Source organism: Robiginitalea aurantiaca (assembly GCF_030380815.1).
In the GTDB taxonomy this organism is placed as follows: domain Bacteria; phylum Bacteroidota; class Bacteroidia; order Flavobacteriales; family Flavobacteriaceae; genus Robiginitalea; species Robiginitalea aurantiaca.
The window spans coordinates 408,247-423,498 of sequence record NZ_JAUDUY010000002.1 but is presented as its reverse complement, the minus strand read 5'-3'; the positions used below and the strand labels follow the sequence as shown (position 1 = coordinate 423,498).

At 47.0% G+C, this 15,252-nt stretch carries 10 protein-coding genes; 3 read left to right on the top strand and 7 right to left on the bottom strand.

Going from position 1 to position 15,252, the window contains the following annotated elements:
* Positions 1-3: 3 nt before the first annotated feature.
* From QU605_RS05480 to QU605_RS05470, 3 genes are all read right to left on the bottom strand, one after another.
* Positions 4-1,083, bottom strand: coding sequence for a PCMD domain-containing protein (locus tag QU605_RS05480; RefSeq protein WP_289724270.1), 1,080 nt, complete (start codon positions 1,081-1,083; stop codon positions 4-6).
* 11 nt (positions 1,084-1,094) lie between these two features.
* The gene (locus QU605_RS05475) at positions 1,095-1,868 is read right to left on the bottom strand and encodes a hypothetical protein (protein ID WP_289724269.1); all 774 of its coding nucleotides are present in this window, start codon (positions 1,866-1,868) and stop codon (positions 1,095-1,097) included.
* A gap of 135 nt (positions 1,869-2,003) precedes the next feature.
* Positions 2,004-3,905, bottom strand: coding sequence for a DUF3604 domain-containing protein (locus QU605_RS05470; protein WP_289724268.1), 1,902 nt, complete (start codon positions 3,903-3,905; stop codon positions 2,004-2,006).
* 292 nt (positions 3,906-4,197) lie between these two features.
* Here QU605_RS05470 and QU605_RS05465 point away from each other — a divergent pair, with 292 nt between their 5' ends.
* The gene (locus QU605_RS05465; RefSeq protein WP_289724267.1) at positions 4,198-5,721 is read left to right on the top strand and encodes a M20/M25/M40 family metallo-hydrolase; all 1,524 of its coding nucleotides are present in this window, start codon (positions 4,198-4,200) and stop codon (positions 5,719-5,721) included.
* A 206-nt stretch (positions 5,722-5,927) separates the two neighbouring features.
* Here QU605_RS05465 and QU605_RS05460 read toward each other — a convergent pair whose 3' ends face one another.
* The 4 genes from QU605_RS05460 to QU605_RS05445 all read right to left on the bottom strand — a co-directional run bounded on the left by QU605_RS05460 (position 5,928) and on the right by QU605_RS05445 (position 10,431).
* Positions 5,928-6,797: a DUF808 domain-containing protein gene (locus QU605_RS05460; protein ID WP_289724266.1), complete on the bottom strand. Its 870-nt coding sequence runs from the start codon at positions 6,795-6,797 to the stop codon at positions 5,928-5,930.
* Positions 6,798-6,817: 20 nt separating this feature from the next.
* A complete protein-coding gene (locus tag QU605_RS05455; protein WP_289724265.1) occupies positions 6,818-7,249 on the bottom strand; it encodes a TerB family tellurite resistance protein in 432 nt (143 codons plus the stop codon).
* Between the two features lie 116 nt (positions 7,250-7,365).
* Positions 7,366-8,016 (bottom strand): hypothetical protein, encoded by a 651-nt coding sequence (locus QU605_RS05450; protein WP_289724264.1) that lies wholly within the window; start codon positions 8,014-8,016, stop codon positions 7,366-7,368.
* A gap of 147 nt (positions 8,017-8,163) precedes the next feature.
* Positions 8,164-10,431 carry a patatin-like phospholipase family protein gene (locus QU605_RS05445; protein WP_289724263.1) on the bottom strand — a complete coding sequence of 756 codons (2,268 nt, stop codon included), beginning with the start codon at positions 10,429-10,431 and terminating at the stop codon, positions 8,164-8,166.
* A gap of 183 nt (positions 10,432-10,614) precedes the next feature.
* On the opposite strand from QU605_RS05445, the gene QU605_RS05440 reads away from it, so the two are divergent.
* Together QU605_RS05440 and QU605_RS05435 are read left to right on the top strand one after the other, a co-directional pair.
* Positions 10,615-13,221 carry a helix-turn-helix transcriptional regulator gene (locus QU605_RS05440; protein WP_289724262.1) on the top strand — a complete coding sequence of 869 codons (2,607 nt, stop codon included), beginning with the start codon at positions 10,615-10,617 and terminating at the stop codon, positions 13,219-13,221.
* A gap of 432 nt (positions 13,222-13,653) precedes the next feature.
* A complete protein-coding gene (locus tag QU605_RS05435; protein WP_289724261.1) occupies positions 13,654-15,210 on the top strand; it encodes a M20 family peptidase in 1,557 nt (518 codons plus the stop codon).
* Positions 15,211-15,252: the final 42 nt, after the last annotated feature.

The window sequence follows — 15,252 nt, the reverse complement described above, 5'->3', positions numbered from 1 at the left end:
TCCCTATTCCTCATAGACCATTTCCACATCATCCACGATAAGAACGCTGCCAATGGCCCCGGCAAAGTTGGCCCCGTCGAAGCTCGAAGAGGCTACAAATGTGATATGGGTTGGCAGGATAAAATTAGCGGAATCCCTGCTTACATATCCCTGATTCACGGGACGGGTATAGTCCGGAAAACTGCCATCCAGTTCGCCATAGGTGAAGTCAACTTCGATTTCTGTTAAATCCGACTGAGGGGTTTCACTCCGAAGCCAGGCGGTTGCCAGACGCTCCGTTCTACCCCCTGCCCGCACTTCCAAAAGCGCATAAATATCACAGGCATCGCCATAAGCCAGGACGTTCCCGTTTTTGTCCTTGTTCGATGGACCCGGGGTATAGGCGTATTTAAGCCGGAGTTTTGCAGGTCGGCCTGCGAAAGGTGTACCAAACTCAATAGCGGCTTCTGGATTCGATGGATCTATTTTATCGCTGTTAAAAACTCCGGTGAAAATAGAGCCTGCGGAAATTGGCGCCCCAAAGGCACCTGAAATAGGCCCATTGTCCAGGGTCTCCATTCTGGCGGAGAGATTTCCGCCCCCAAGGTCCAGGGGTGTTGTTGCCAGTTTGTTCAGGATTTGGGTGCCGGGATTTCCCGTTCCCCAAATGGTTGAGCTCGCATCTGCCCCCGGTTCAAAATAGTCGGTACTGGTCTTATACCATAAATTCAGCTCGTAATTATCCAATTGGGGATTATCTGCAGCGACAAAGGATTCAATCTTCCATGGATAGGTGCTGCCATCTTCGGCCGTGACTGTAATAATCTGAGGGGTATTCAGATCCAGGACATCCCCTACGGTTTTGTCGGCTGTAGCAAAAGAGGAAACCTCTAATTTTTCAAGTGTTATGGTCGATAAGTCCACGCCCGCAGGAATCTCAACAAGCACTTTGACACTGTCATTCAGGATCCGGGCACTGGAGGCCTGGTTGCTCACCGAAATTTCCTTTATGTTGCCAAATTTTGAACGTCCAAAGTAATCTTCCCCAATACAGGACATTGTGGATACCAATATTACCAATAGATACAGGACAACCTTCTTCATTACGCCGTAAATTAATTTCGTTTCTTACTCGCTCCAAAGTAATACGCCAAACCGAGTTTCAATGAAAGTAAATTTATATTGAAATCGATATTGTTGGTCACTACCCTGGATTGTTCTATACCATTTGTCTCCTTGTTTTTAACGTTGAGTTCATAACCCAAAACATCCAACTGCACTTCGAAGGCAAAGTTCTCAATGGCAAAAAAGGTTATCCCCGGGCTGATACCCACCCGAAAGTTGAATTCATCCGTATAACTGGTTTCGATTTCATCCAGGTTCTTCGTGTTTCGCGTAAGGGTATTCCCGACCCCGAAGGCAAGTCCTACTTCAGTGAAAAAACTAAGTCGTTCCGTTTTGGTAAGCGGGACCGTGGAGCGCACATTCGGAGTGAAGTTATAGTATCTGGATATGGAGTTCGATTGCACGGTGTCCGCATCCCGTAGCAGGGTCCCTTCAAAGGTCTCCTGGGCATACTCAAAATTCAGGCCCACCATGGCGTAATCCCCGGTATAGTATCCCCCTTTAAGTATTATGCTAAAGGCTTTGTCCTTGCCGTTGACGACATTCCGAACGAGCTGGTTTACATTGCTTAAATTCTTATCGCTAAGGGAGAAAGCCAGGCCGGTATAGATGTTTTTCTTCTGAAACGGTTTGAACTGTTCTGCGTAATAGGAAGACATCAGTTCATAGGGCGTTCGGGTACCTTCGTTTCTCGTGTTTTCCTGGGCCATCCCCCCCACTGGAAGGATTAAAATCAGGGTGATAAGGATGAGAAGGTGCTTCATATAGCCGGGGTTGATTATTATGTGTTTATTTAAGTGGCCTAATACGCTTCAAGGTACTAACTTTTTCTAAACCGTTTTATGTCCCGAGAATTCAGCTGTTACCGGAGGTTTACCCGCCAGCCATGCCATTGGGTACTATTTTGGGGTGTACCAAATCGGGCTCGATACGCCCCGTTCCTGGTGTACCAGAGGAATATTCTCAGGTAATTCCAAATTGTGCCGGACTTTGTCGAATAAGGTCCATCGGGGTGATGGGATTTCCAGTACCCTGACGTAGTAAAAGGCGGGCAGAGCCGCATTGAATTCTGGGTCCGTCCAGAAGGTGCTAAGTTCGGTCTCTCCAATGGTATTGGTATATTCGGCCGTCTCCATATTTACAGTGCTGCCAATGGAAGCGATTTTTCCTTCACCATCTACCGCTCGATCACCAGCCCAAACCACTTCAAAGATTTTCTCCTGTGTATTCCCCTGGTCATCTACCCAACCTTTGACGATTTGTACCCGATCCAGGTTGGCCCCGTCCGGATCCTTCAAACAATGGATCAGGAATCCGGGTGCATTGCTGCCTTCCACATTTTTCAGGACGCTTCCCATGGGCACACCTTTTCCATACCCGGCCTCAGCCATCCCCTGAGCTATATCTCCCTCGGAATATTCGAAACCGCCAAAAAAGCGCATTTTAATCCTGGGCCCCGAGGTTGAAAAAGTCTCCCGGTTGTACATGGCTTCCCAAATGGCCTCCCGGGTATTGGATTCAGCCCATACCCCCATTACCCCGGAAGCGGACATTTCCCAGCCCATATAGTTGTCCGTTTCACCCTCGAGTATTGGAAAATTCCATCTTTCATCATTACTCGGTTCCAGGGTTTTGAATTTGCCATAGAATTCCGATTCGTCCACAGAAGAGAGCCCGGTATGGGTATCGGTAGCACTGTTCGACCCATACATAAAGGGGTTGACCCCCAATTCCTGACCTATGCGCATCCCGGATTTAAGGCCTTCCCGCCAATATTCATACTTCCACATATCCCTGGAGGTTTTCGGGACTAATATGAGGTTCCCGCGATCCCAGAGCTCGTAATTTGCAAATTCATCCGCAGGGGAGAGATAAGGATGAGCCTCACTCTGTCCCTTGTATTGGAACAGTTCCATCAGCCGTTCATATTTTACGCGCAGTTCGGCCCATTCCCGGGTCATTGGTTTGCCATCGAACTGCTGCTCTTCATACATGCGGCCGTTGGACATATTGCCGTTGTGGGGGATAGCCAGAAGTCGATCACCCGTTTTTTCTTCGTATTGGCTCATCCACTCCCAGAGTTTTCGGGAATCCTGGGTTTCAAAGGTTGTAAGGGGGAGGGTCCCGCGGGCCTTGTCACCGCCTTCCTTGTAAATGATGTTTCTGTGGAGGTTGTCACCTCCGTTTGCATTTACGGTCCATTCATAGGCCGTAAAAGTGGTGAACTTTCCGGGCTCGTAGAACTTTTCGGCTGCATCAATGGTCTTGTTCCATGCACTCACCATCCATTTTGGATCCATGATAATTTCAGGGACCTGTCCATTGGACTGGAGGACAACCACTTCACTTTTGGCCGCAGCTGCCGCTGCCGGATCTCCGGAGTTAAAGGCCTTATTCCATCCCGCGACTACTTCCGATGCCATCATCTCAGGATTGCCATCAATCACTTCATTGATCGTTCCCATAGCATCGGAATGGTCCGAAATCAGAAACCAGTCATAAGGGCGTTTTAGTTTGGTTTTAATACCTGAGTTTGAGGTTACCTCTTCCCCCATTGCAAAGCGATAGGCGTCTTCAGGTGTCAGTATGGCCCCGTCCAGGCCGGCGTCAAAGGACCACCCGGTATGCACGTGCGTATCACCGAAATAAGCTTCCTTGAGTGGGTTAACGGGAATGTCACTTCCCGCATTGGAACTGACAGGCATCTCTTCCTTATCCGTGTTGATTTCTTTGGAATCGCTTTTACAGGAAAATGAGAAGAAAATGACAAGAAGCACAGTGGAGGTGAAAATGGTTTTCATGCGTAGAAGAATTGAAAAAAGATTTATGAATTTGCCTTTAAACAAACTGAGATACTAAAGTTACGAAATTGTAATAGAGATTATTGACCAATTTCCCGCTATGGACCTGCCTTAATCTCTTCCCGGGGATATTTGGTAATTTCACATGGAAATGCGTGGAAACTATTTCAGAAATACGGTATTTTTAAGAAAACATAAACAGCCCTAACGGCCTGATGGCAATTTATTTCGGATCCAAAACCTTTTATGCCCCGGGAACTGTAGATTACAAAGAGTATCTTAAAGCGAAATCATGAAAAATATTACCAGAATCACCCTCCTGTTAGTTCTATTCGGATTTTCCGGGAGTCTCAGCGCACAGAAACCGGCAGATAATGCGGCCTACTGGAACTACGCAAAAGCCTCTTTTCCCCAGCTGAAAGAACTGCTGGCCATCCCGAATGATGCCCATTTTCCAAAGGAAATAGAACGCAATGTTCAATGGTGTGAGGCGAATTTCAGCCAAAGGGGATTTACCACAAAAAGACTGGAAACCCCGGGAGCCCCTTTATTGCTTGCAGAGCGCAGTGCCAGAAACCCAAAGGCCAAAACGGTCCTGATCTACCTCCAGGTAGACGGCCAACCCGTAGATCCAAAATTCTGGAATCAGGACAATCCTTATGAAGCTACCCTGAAGAAAAGGACGGCAGACGGGGATTGGGAAACCCTGCCGTGGGACCGCCTCGATTCTGATTCCATTGATCCGGAATGGCGGATATTCGCCCGAAGTACCTCCGATTCCAAGGGTGCAGTAAATATGTTCTTAACGGCAATCGATATGATTAACGATCGGGGTGAGGCTCCAAATTTCAACATGAAAGTGATCATGGATTTTGAAGAGGAAATGGGGTCTCCCAATCTGCCTCGGGCAGTGCGGGAATACGATGAAGTGCTTGCTGCTGATATGCTCATTATTTTTGACGGCCCCCGGCACATCACAAACAGGCCATCCCTTACTTTTGGCGCCCGCGGCATATCGGAGATTACCCTTACCGTTTACGGTCCGAACTTCCCCCAGCATAGCGGGCATTATGGGAATTGGGCGCCCAATCCGGCGGTTCGCATGTCACAACTTATCGCGAGTATGAAAGATGCGAATGAACGGGTGACCATCCCTGGGTTTTATGAAGGGATAACGATAAGCAAAGAGGTCAAAGAACTGCTGGAAGCTGTGCCAGACGATGAAGCGTATATCAACAGGCGATTGGGAGTGGTCCGGGGGACAGGTGTAGCACCTACCTATCAGGAATCCCTGCAATACCCCTCCTTAAATGTCAGGGGGTTTAGTTCCGGTTGGGTGGGCGAAGAAGCGCGGACCATTGTACCTTCAACAGCAACTGCTGAGATCGATATAAGGCTGGTCCTTGAAAGCAATCCGGACCGGCTTATCAATTTGGTTCGGGATCATATCATAGCACAGGGATATTATGTTATTGACCGCGCCCCAACTCAAAAAGAACGGGAAACCTATGAGCGCATCTGTCAGTTTACCAGCATTACTTCCTACCTGGCTTTCCGAACTGATTTTGATTCGGAGGTAGGGATCTGGCTGGATCGTGCGCTTACCAATGCCTTTGGGGAAACTCCGGTAAAACAGCGTACGTCGGGTGGAAGTATCCCAATTTCGCCCTTTGTGCTGGAACTCGGTGTGCCTGCCGTTACCGTTCCCACGGTTAACCGGGATAACAACCAACACAGCCCTAATGAGAATATACGAATCGGGAACTACGTAGATGGAATTAAAACGATCCACCATATTCTGATCGAAGCGCTATAGCGTCCCTGGCAGTAGGGTTTATAACTACAGGTTGCCTAGGTGGTTCAGGCTCAGGTGGCAGTCAAAATGATAATAAGTTCATCGATTCTTCCCACGGATACCAATGGAGGAGAAATATGCGGTGCGATTGGCAAAGAAACCGCAGGCCTCGACTCCTGAGAAGTAAAGTTCCACTAGGGGGCAATACGTATCTGAAATATACCCCCTTACGCCTTTTTAAAAAGCTTTTTGACAATTCCCATAAGGAGTACAGCCACAGACCCAACGACAAAGCCGGTTAAAAAATCCTTTAGGAGGGAAGGCATGTCCGGGATGAGATGGTGCAGGAATTCCACATTATGGTTAAAGATACCCCCGGAGACCAGTAAGAGCGCCAGGGTTCCAACAACAGAAAGTATTTTGATGACCCATGGCAAGGCATTCACAAGGAACCGCCCTACTTTATCCGACAGCCCATCATTGCCGTCCTGCCAGTTAATCAGCCTGCGTCCATAATCGTCCATTCGTACAATGAGCGCCACAATACCGTAGACCCCTATCGTGGCTATTACAGCTACGGTCGAGACCACCAGGATTTGATTGGTAAGCGACTCATTGACCACAGTACTCAGGGCGATGATGACGATTTCGATGGACAGGATAAAATCTGTGAAGATGGCTTGTTTTATTTTCTTTTTTTCAAGTCCGGGCAAGTCATTCTCCGAAGCGACCTCTTTCCTGATATCTCCCGCTTGTTTTTTGTGCCCGAGGGCAAATTCGATAACTTTTTCCGCCCCCTCATAGGCCAGGTAAATCCCGCCAAGGATGAGTATTATCGTAATGGCCACAGGAAGGAAGGCACTGAGAAGGAAAGCGATAGGGAGGATAATGAGTTTATTGAGAAAGGACCCTTTAATGATCGCCCACAGAACCGGTAATTCGCGGCTGGCCATAAAACCCGTAGCCTTTTCCGCATTTACGGCCAGGTCGTCTCCGAGGATGCCGGCCGTCTTTTTGGTGGCAATCTTGCTCATGGAGGCCACGTCATCCATGAGGGTGGCGATGTCGTCCAATACTGCAAAAAAGCCTGAAGCCATAGGGGCGAATAAATTGGTTTTTAGGCGTATTTCAGAAGGAGACGTTCTACGGCCTTTTCAGCAGCGTTACCCTTTATCGCCTCTTCGATCAGGTCCCTGAGCAGGGAATCAATGGTTTTGTCACTGCACCCTAATTTCATCGCCAGTGATTTGCAGAGGAACAATTCCTTTTCATCGATCCGCCCATCCACCATCATCACGGAGATCAGATCATAGAGATGTTCCATTCGCTCTTCGGCGGTTTTAGGGGTAAAAAGCGCTACATCCTCAGGGTTTCTGATGATTCTTGTTACTTCATCCGTGGACATATGAAACTTTTCGGCCAACCCGATCACCAGGTCCATCTCCGCCCGGTCCACATCCCCGTCTGCGCGGGCTACGGAAAAGAGGTTCTTAAAATGGCTTCTTCGCTTTTTTTTGTCGTAGCTGTTGAATAGATCACTTAGTCCCATCTGAATGTTTTATGCGATTAAGAATTGTGGCGTCCTTATTTGATTTATCCCAACCATCCAAATGGGATGAAATCATAGGAATCCTTTGCGAATCTAAATATAGGAAATAATGCATCCTATTTTCTCCCAAGCAAGTTGATCACATACCCAAAAAGGAAGAAAACAAACCCGACCAAACTAATGGGGGGTAATCCTCCGTTCCATCCCCCCGGGTTGAGCCATCCTTTGTAGCCCATAAAGAATAAATGCACAAGTCCTAAAAGCATTGCAACCAATAAAAAACGACGGGATGTGATAAACCGGATAAACTTTTCGTCTTCCCTGAGGTGGGTCTGAAAACTTAGATTATAACCCCACAGGACTACGAAAGCAAGCACGCCCCCCAGCATGCTCAGTCCTCCAATCAGGTTGAGTGTGCCGTCCGCTTCGAAGAATTGGCCATAAACGGCTGGGTTAAAGAGTAGAAAACTTATCAGCGCATGTATCAATACCAGGAGGAATCCGGTCATGCCCAAAGCCTTTCGGGCATTGAGATAGCTTTGAGGTACTCGAACCCCAAGATTATTGAGGGGGCCAAAACCAAAATTGAATGTCAAAAGGATAAAGGCCGCAAGGGAAATCCCTTTATTAAGGATGTAGAAAGGAAAATCTTTCCAGGGCACAGGACCCAATAGATGATAACGTAAAATGGCGTAACCGATTGATAGCAGGCAGGTGACCAGTACAATACGGCCTGTAGCATTTGGTGGTTGAACTGTTGATTCCATTGGAGATCCTCGTTTGTCGCCTTACCCCTTCTTGAAAAAGGAGGTAGGGGCAAGTGCCGGCCTAAGGTACTCATTTGTTGATTTAAGCCATAATTCGAAGATCGGTCTGAATGTCCTGGCCGTCAAATTACAGTCCTTCGAATAGGGCTAATTGAAATTATATCCAACGCCAACAAAAAAACGTAGGTTATTTGTTCCATTTACCCATGAAAGATCAAAATTAATGGGTCCCAGGAGAGAGGCGTAGGATATGGTACTTCCTGCGGAGAAGAGCAAACTGGTTTCCAATCCGTTTTGCCACTCTCCCTTGGGATTGTAAAAATCCCTGGTAAAATCATCAAAAGTACCAAAGCCCACGGATGCCAGATCCACATGAGGGGTGAGAAACACTTTGCGCAACAGATTGATTTGTGTGCCCAGCGCAAGTTTTACATATTGATTTGCAATGACTTCCTTTTGATTTAAACCCGGGAAGGGACGCGTGTCATATCTGGGGTTTTCGATATTACCGCCGAGTATGTATTTCGCACCCAGGCCAAATTCCAAAGATGAAATATCGCCGTCATTCAGGGGGTCTTCGAAGAAAAAATGGGATGCGGCTCCCACGATTAGAGTAGTTTCCTGGCTTACCGGGATCCTTACTTCATAATCCAACCCAAGTTTTGTAAACCCATTGGTCTGCCCCTTTACCGGCTGAGCCGAATCCAAAGAATAGTCAATATCTACCTTGCTGTAAAGCGACCTTCCCAGGTAGCCCTGAATCGAAGTTCCCTGAGTGGCGAAAAACACCTTGTTCATGGAATTATGACGATACTGGCCGTAAATTTCAAAATTGTCAAAACGATAGCGTTCAAATTGGAAGAAATTGTCATTTACATTAGGGTCAATGGTTGGCTTAAGGCCCGTGTACTCATATTTTAAGCCGAAACCTATATAATTGATCAATGAATTCAGATTCAGATTGAGTTGATTATCGAAGATCCCGTTTCGGTAATTTATGTCATCCACGTATTCCCCCAGTACAAATACCTTTTCTTTTTGTTGCTGCCCCATGAATTCCGCGCGCCACCACCATGCCTTTTGAGAGCCGAACGAGGCCTGGTGCTGTAACCGAATTTTTGGCCGTTCAGCCAGATCTATGGTTGCCAATGACCTTGACGAAGTTCCCAGCACATTGAATCCGGTATAATTTAGTACCAATCCTACGCTGTTATCCGTGTCGAAATGCAAAGAGCCTTTAAACTGGTGCTTGGAGCGTTCAAAACCCCGCACCTCGAATACAAGGGAATCATCCGTATCCTGCAGCCCGTAGTTGATATGTGTGAAACGTGCAGTACCCATGGCACGGTCTATCCCGGACTTCAGATCCTGAACCGAATAGGGTGTATGGGGCTTTAAATTTGCGCGTTCCCGGACAAGGGTTCTGTTCCCCTTGCTTATTCCTTTGAAGACAATCTTGTCCAGGGTGATCTTGTCTGCCACATCGGGAATTTGGTGTGTTCTTTGATCGAACCCTTTTAGGCGCTCAGCCAGGGCCACCAGGGCATTGCTGTTTTCGGAAACCGCAATTTTGCCTTCTTCCATCATCGTCCTGGATTTGGCAAAATCGGAGGTGGAATAGGTCAGATTCGGGTAATGGTCGATCAGGATATCACAAAGGGCCCGACTTTCGGGGTTTTTGAGATTGCTGTTGAGCATGCCAGCCTGGAACATAAGCGCGCTCAGGCTTTCAAGTTTCTCCTTGGGCAACATGTTACCGCCGACATCGCTTCCGATGATGATGTCCGCCCCCAAATTTTTTGCGACATCAACCGGGAAATTATTCAGGACACCTCCATCGACGAGCAGGGTTTCATTATAGGGGACGGCAGAAAAAATACCGGGGATGGAGATGCTCGCCCGCATGGCAAAGGACAGGGATCCGGATTCCAGGATGACCTCTTTCCCGTTTACAATGTCCGTGGCCATGGCCCTAAAAGGTATAGACAGGTCGTCAAAGTCATTGACCTTGTGGGCCGGGTAGGTGAGGTACGAAATAAAGGTCCTCAGGTTTTGATCATTAATAAGCGAATTGCCTAAACGGAACTTTCTATTTTCGAGACTGAGGCTAATCATGTAGCGATTAAATTCACTCTCCTCCTCTACGGTTACATCGTTCAGAGAAATTCCACCGCCCATCAGGTTATCCCAGTCCGTGGAGCTGGCAATCTTTGCAATACTATCTCCGGAGTATCCCATGGCGTATAACCCCCCGACCATGGAACCCATGCTATTGCCCACAACCAGGTCTGGGACAATACCGAGGGAATCCAGGGCTTGCAACAACGGAATGTGTGCTATGCCCTTTGCACCCCCACCGCTTAGTACTAAAGCTACCTTGGGTTTCTTATCCTGGGAAACAGATGACAAAGGCACCAGACAACATAATAAAAGCAAACTTAGGAAGCGGTGCCAGGGCATAGTACGAGAGCGTTTGTTTTCTCAGTCGCAAGATACGAACCCCCTGCATACTTGGAAGCCTGTAGAGAATGCTTTGTTCTTTTACCTATGGTCTTCTTCCAAGATTAATTACTTAATTTTAGAGTTAGAGAAGACCAAATGTTAGAGGCCAAACGGATTAACCCATTCCAAACCCCCAATATTCTGGAAAGACCCAGGATTATAGAGTTGCTCGATAGGGGGGCTGCCAAACCTTTTATTTTGGTATCTGCCCCGGCTGGTTTTGGGAAAAGTGTGGCGGTACGTCATTGGTCGAAACAGCAGAAAAAATCCACCGCCTGGGTCACTCTGGGGGCTCCTCACAATAATCTTAAGTCTTTCGTGTCTTTTCTGGTAGCCGCGTTCAGGCAAACAAATTCCGGTGGATTTCAGAAGACGCTTGCACTATCGAGAAATCGAAATGGCAGGAGTTTGTCGGACATTGTAGATGTGCTTTCTCATGAAATCAATGCTTTGGGTAAAGCCCAACTTCTTGTACTGGATGATTATCACAATATTCAAGACCCAGGGGTTCATTTTTTGATGCAATCCTTACTGGAGCATCCCCCGGGAAATCTGAAAATTGTACTCATAACCCGAAGTGATCCCCCATTGAGGCTTTCAGGGCTGCGACTTTACGACAGGCTCTTTGATATATCAAAAGAGGATTTGAGGTTTACCGCAGGTGAAGTGGGGCTCTTGCTTGAGACAGGTACATTCAATAGAGCGGATTATAAACTAAAAGATGCCTTAGTCGATGCAGGAGGTTGGATTCTGGGAATAAAAATGATGCTCTCTGCTTATTCGCTTAATCCCAACGAGCTTACCAAGTATAGAAGGGAGGCCGATATGGAATACCTCGTTGGTGAACTTTGTGGGGAACTTTCATCCGAATATTTTGATGCCCTCTGTCTGAGCACTCTTCTGGAAAGCTTTACCGCTGAACTCCTTGATGTGCTCTTTGAGGCAACTCAAAAAACTAAGATACGGGGAAGCGCCTTTATTGAGGAATTCATGCGATTGGATCTCTTCCTCATGGAAGACGAGGTTGAGAAAGGATGGTTTCGTTTTCAGAACCTGTTCAGGAAATTGATCCGCAGTCAATGCAGGCATGAAGAATCAGCACAAAAAATGCAGGTATTTTCCCTGACAAGCAAATGGTTGGAAAGGAATGGTTATCTGAATGAAGCAATCGAGTATGCAGTTGCTGTAGGGAACTGGGAGCTGGCTGTTGCCCAGGTTTCCACCCACCGAGTACGAATCTTTGAAAAGGGCGAGTGGTGGCGGATTGATTCCTGGATTCAAAAACTGCCTGTTGATATTATACACGGAAATCAGATATTGCTCCTTTCCTTAATGTGGATCAATGAATTTACCTGGAAGATCTGGGAAATTCCAAAGTTGCTGATCCGTTTTGAGAATTTGGGAAACAAAAAGGGACTCGCTCCCCGGTATCAGGCGGAGTACGAAGCCCACCTTGGACATCATTACCTCTTTTATCAATCCGATCCTTCAACCGCACTGGATTATCTGGAAACTTCAAAAAGCAGGTTTCAGGATACGGGTATGCTCGGAGGGACCCGTGAATTATGTATTGGGATAGCCCGCCAAATGACTGAGGGTAAGGAACAGGCATTGGAAGGCCTGGATATATTGGAGAAAAACTCCCCATCCCAATCGCCTGTTTACCTCAGGAGCCTTATGACAAAGGTATTTGTACAACTGCTTTCGGCAGATTTCAAAAAGGCCCAATGGGAAAGCAATAGGTTTTATGTGGATGCAGGTAATTCTTCCTACCCTTCATTCAGGGCCTGGAGCCACTATCTGGCTGGGAACATCGATTTCCAATACGGTGGTAACGCTGCCCTCAAACATTTTGAAGATGCTGCTGAATACGAGGATTCCCTAAACAACCGCATCCTTATAGATGCCCTTGCAGCAATAGCGCTCACCTTTGCCATGGATAATGATGAATTCAACGCGTGGAGGTCCTTGGAGAAACTAAAAAACAAAGCCGTCCAATTCAAGGATCCTTATTTGGCCCTTGTAGCAAAATCAGCCGAAAAGAGGATACAGTTAATTTATGGCAAAGCGGATATGGCGCTCAACACACCTTTACCGGAATACGAATCCCAGGCCATGGAAATGTTCTGTTTGGTGGATGTACCTAAAATCACGGGAATCAGGGTGGCGGTTAGTAAGGGGGGGCATAAGGAAATCCGACATAACCTGAAGAGGATTGAGGGTTTGCTCAAGCTGCTCCATTTGGCCCATAATTTCTACCATGATACGGACCTTTATTTACTACGGGCACTTGGGAATTTCCGGATCGGCAAGCTCAAGAAAGCTCAAAAATGGCTGGCTCAGGCATCCCTCTCATATTCCTCCACACAGAATCTCCGTGCCTTTAATGAGATAAGCATGTCGAATCCCGAATTTTATGCATGGGCACCGGCATCCCACCTTCCTTATGGATTCAATAAAAGACAAGGCATACCTATGGGTGAGGACCACAAAGCATACATTGTAGCCCCTGACCTCAAGTCGAGACTTACGAAACGCGAACTGGAAATTGCCCGTTTGGTAGCGCTGGGGCTCCGGAATAAGGAAGTTTCTGAAGATTTAAATATACGGGAAGTCACCGTTAAGACCCACCTTACCAATATATTCCAAAAGCTCGGTGTCCAAAACCGCACCGCCCTTGCCCGGATGACGGATTTTCATTAGACCCCGCACTGTTCACCTCACTAGGGTTCCATCATACTACTTTAGTAGTAGACTTAAACATTTTATTAATGATTTGGTCAACATAAAAGGGTAATATTCTAAGGCCTTAAACTTACCTTTAACCATCCAATCGATGCGCAGTAATGGACTAAATGTAGGCTTTGAAGTGCGTAATTCATGGATGACTTTCTTTGAACTCGAACGGTTTAACCCTGGCTTTAAACAGTAATCACCCGTGTAGGACATATTACTACTGGATTTTTTCTCCCCCAATGTAACATTTAGAACAGGAGTTGAAGGCAGGGACAAAAATTATGTCCTTCCGGTAAAAAATCTTGATTTGGTTGGAGAACCGGGTAAGAACTTTGTAGTGTTCATGAAGGATGGCAAGGAGTTTAAAAACATTTTAACTGAAAATTAGATGAAATCGTTATGAGAAAATCGTTAGTAATTGCTGTTTGCACATCGGTCTTATTTATCGGTTGTAAGCAAAATCAGGACCAGACCTCCTCAGAAAGCCAGGCTAAAGAGGCCGTTAATCTGGATGACTTTACCTCCATGCAGATGACCGGTGTGGAGCAAATCTCGATTGATGTTGATCTGGACGGAGCTATTAAGCGTTTATCTAAAGGGGTCACCTATAAAACCATCTCCAATCAGGACAGGGAAGACTTTGACACTGAAGCCTTCACTGGGTACCATGCGTTTTTGGAGCAATCCTATCCCAACGTACACAAAACCCTGAAAAAAGAGGTGCACGGGGATCCGCGCCCCTATAGCTTGCTCTATACCTGGGAGGGAAAGGATCCAACCCTGCAACCGGCCCTGTTTTATGCCCACATGGATGTCGTGCCGGTTCCGGAAGATTCCAGGGACCAGTGGAAGGTAGAGCCTTTTGCGGGCACCGTAAAGGATGGTTACATCTGGGGGCGTGGGGTCCTGGATGACAAGAATCAGGTGCAAGCCATCCTGGAAGCAGCTGAGATGAAGATTAAAGAAGGCTGGCAACCTTCCCGTACCATCTATTTTGTGTTTGGACAGGACGAAGAAGTGGGCGGGGCCGAAGGTGCCAAAAAAATCGCGGATGTACTGGAAGAACGCGGTATTGAACGATTTGTCTACGTGATGGACGAATCGGCACCCTTAACGCCTGGTATTTTCCCCGGAATTGAAGAAAACACTGCCCTTATTGGCATTGCCCAAAAAGGATTTATCAGTCTGGAGCTGGCCATCAATGGTGTCGGTGGGCACTCGTCCATGCCTCCTGAAGAATCCAATATTGGTATTTTGGCAGAGGCCATAACGAAATTAGAAGCTGCCCAATTTCCGTATCGCATACATCCGGCAGTGCGTCAGCAATACCGTTATATGGGACCTGAACTGGATGCGGAAAATCAACCTTTATACGCCGCTGTTGCCTTTGGCAAGGATGGGGAGATCACTGATTTGGAACAACAATTCATTGACGAAATGGCCAAGAACGAAGTTACGCGTGCCATGCTCCACACCACAATTGCTCCTACCATTTTTAATGCAGGTATTAAGGATAATGTATTGCCGCCTTCGGCTACCGCTGTTGTGAATTTCAGGCCAATGCCAGGTGACAACCCCGAGGTTATCATGGAGCACGTTAAAAATGCCATTGATGACGATCGCATAACCATGCGCGACATTTCAGCTTCTACCCCTGCAACCAATATTGCCGATGCCAGTACCGGGGCCTATAAAATGCTGGAGAAAACCATCCGCCAGATCTGGGGCAATGATTTGATCGTATCCCCCTTCTTTGTAGTCGGTGGATCGGATTCCAAGCATTTTCAATCCCGACCCTTCGCCCCGGATGTGTATACCATTACCGCGATTCAATTGGAAAACACCGAAGAGTTCAAAGGCTTTCACGGGGTAAATGAGCGCATTTTAGTAGAGGAGTACGCCAAATCCATCGGCTTCTTTTATCAGATATTTGATAATCTGGAGGAACTGAAATAGTCTGCACATTGAGTTATCATCGCTTTATTTTAGGTGGATAGA

Excerpts from the sequence above, each read along its gene's own strand:
- QU605_RS05480 (WP_289724270.1), bottom strand. The coding sequence starts at position 1,083 with ATGAAGAAGGTTGTCCTGTATCTATTGGTAATATTGGTATCCACAATG.
- QU605_RS05475 (WP_289724269.1), bottom strand. The coding sequence starts at position 1,868 with ATGAAGCACCTTCTCATCCTTATCACCCTGATTTTAATCCTTCCAGTG.
- QU605_RS05470 (WP_289724268.1), bottom strand. The coding sequence starts at position 3,905 with ATGAAAACCATTTTCACCTCCACTGTGCTTCTTGTCATTTTCTTCTCA.
- QU605_RS05465 (WP_289724267.1), top strand. The coding sequence starts at position 4,198 with ATGAAAAATATTACCAGAATCACCCTCCTGTTAGTTCTATTCGGATTT.
- QU605_RS05460 (WP_289724266.1), bottom strand. The coding sequence starts at position 6,797 with ATGGCTTCAGGCTTTTTTGCAGTATTGGACGACATCGCCACCCTCATG.
- QU605_RS05455 (WP_289724265.1), bottom strand. The coding sequence starts at position 7,249 with ATGGGACTAAGTGATCTATTCAACAGCTACGACAAAAAAAAGCGAAGA.
- QU605_RS05450 (WP_289724264.1), bottom strand. The coding sequence starts at position 8,016 with ATGGAATCAACAGTTCAACCACCAAATGCTACAGGCCGTATTGTACTG.
- QU605_RS05440 (WP_289724262.1), top strand. The coding sequence starts at position 10,615 with ATGTTAGAGGCCAAACGGATTAACCCATTCCAAACCCCCAATATTCTG.
- QU605_RS05435 (WP_289724261.1), top strand. The coding sequence starts at position 13,654 with ATGAGAAAATCGTTAGTAATTGCTGTTTGCACATCGGTCTTATTTATC.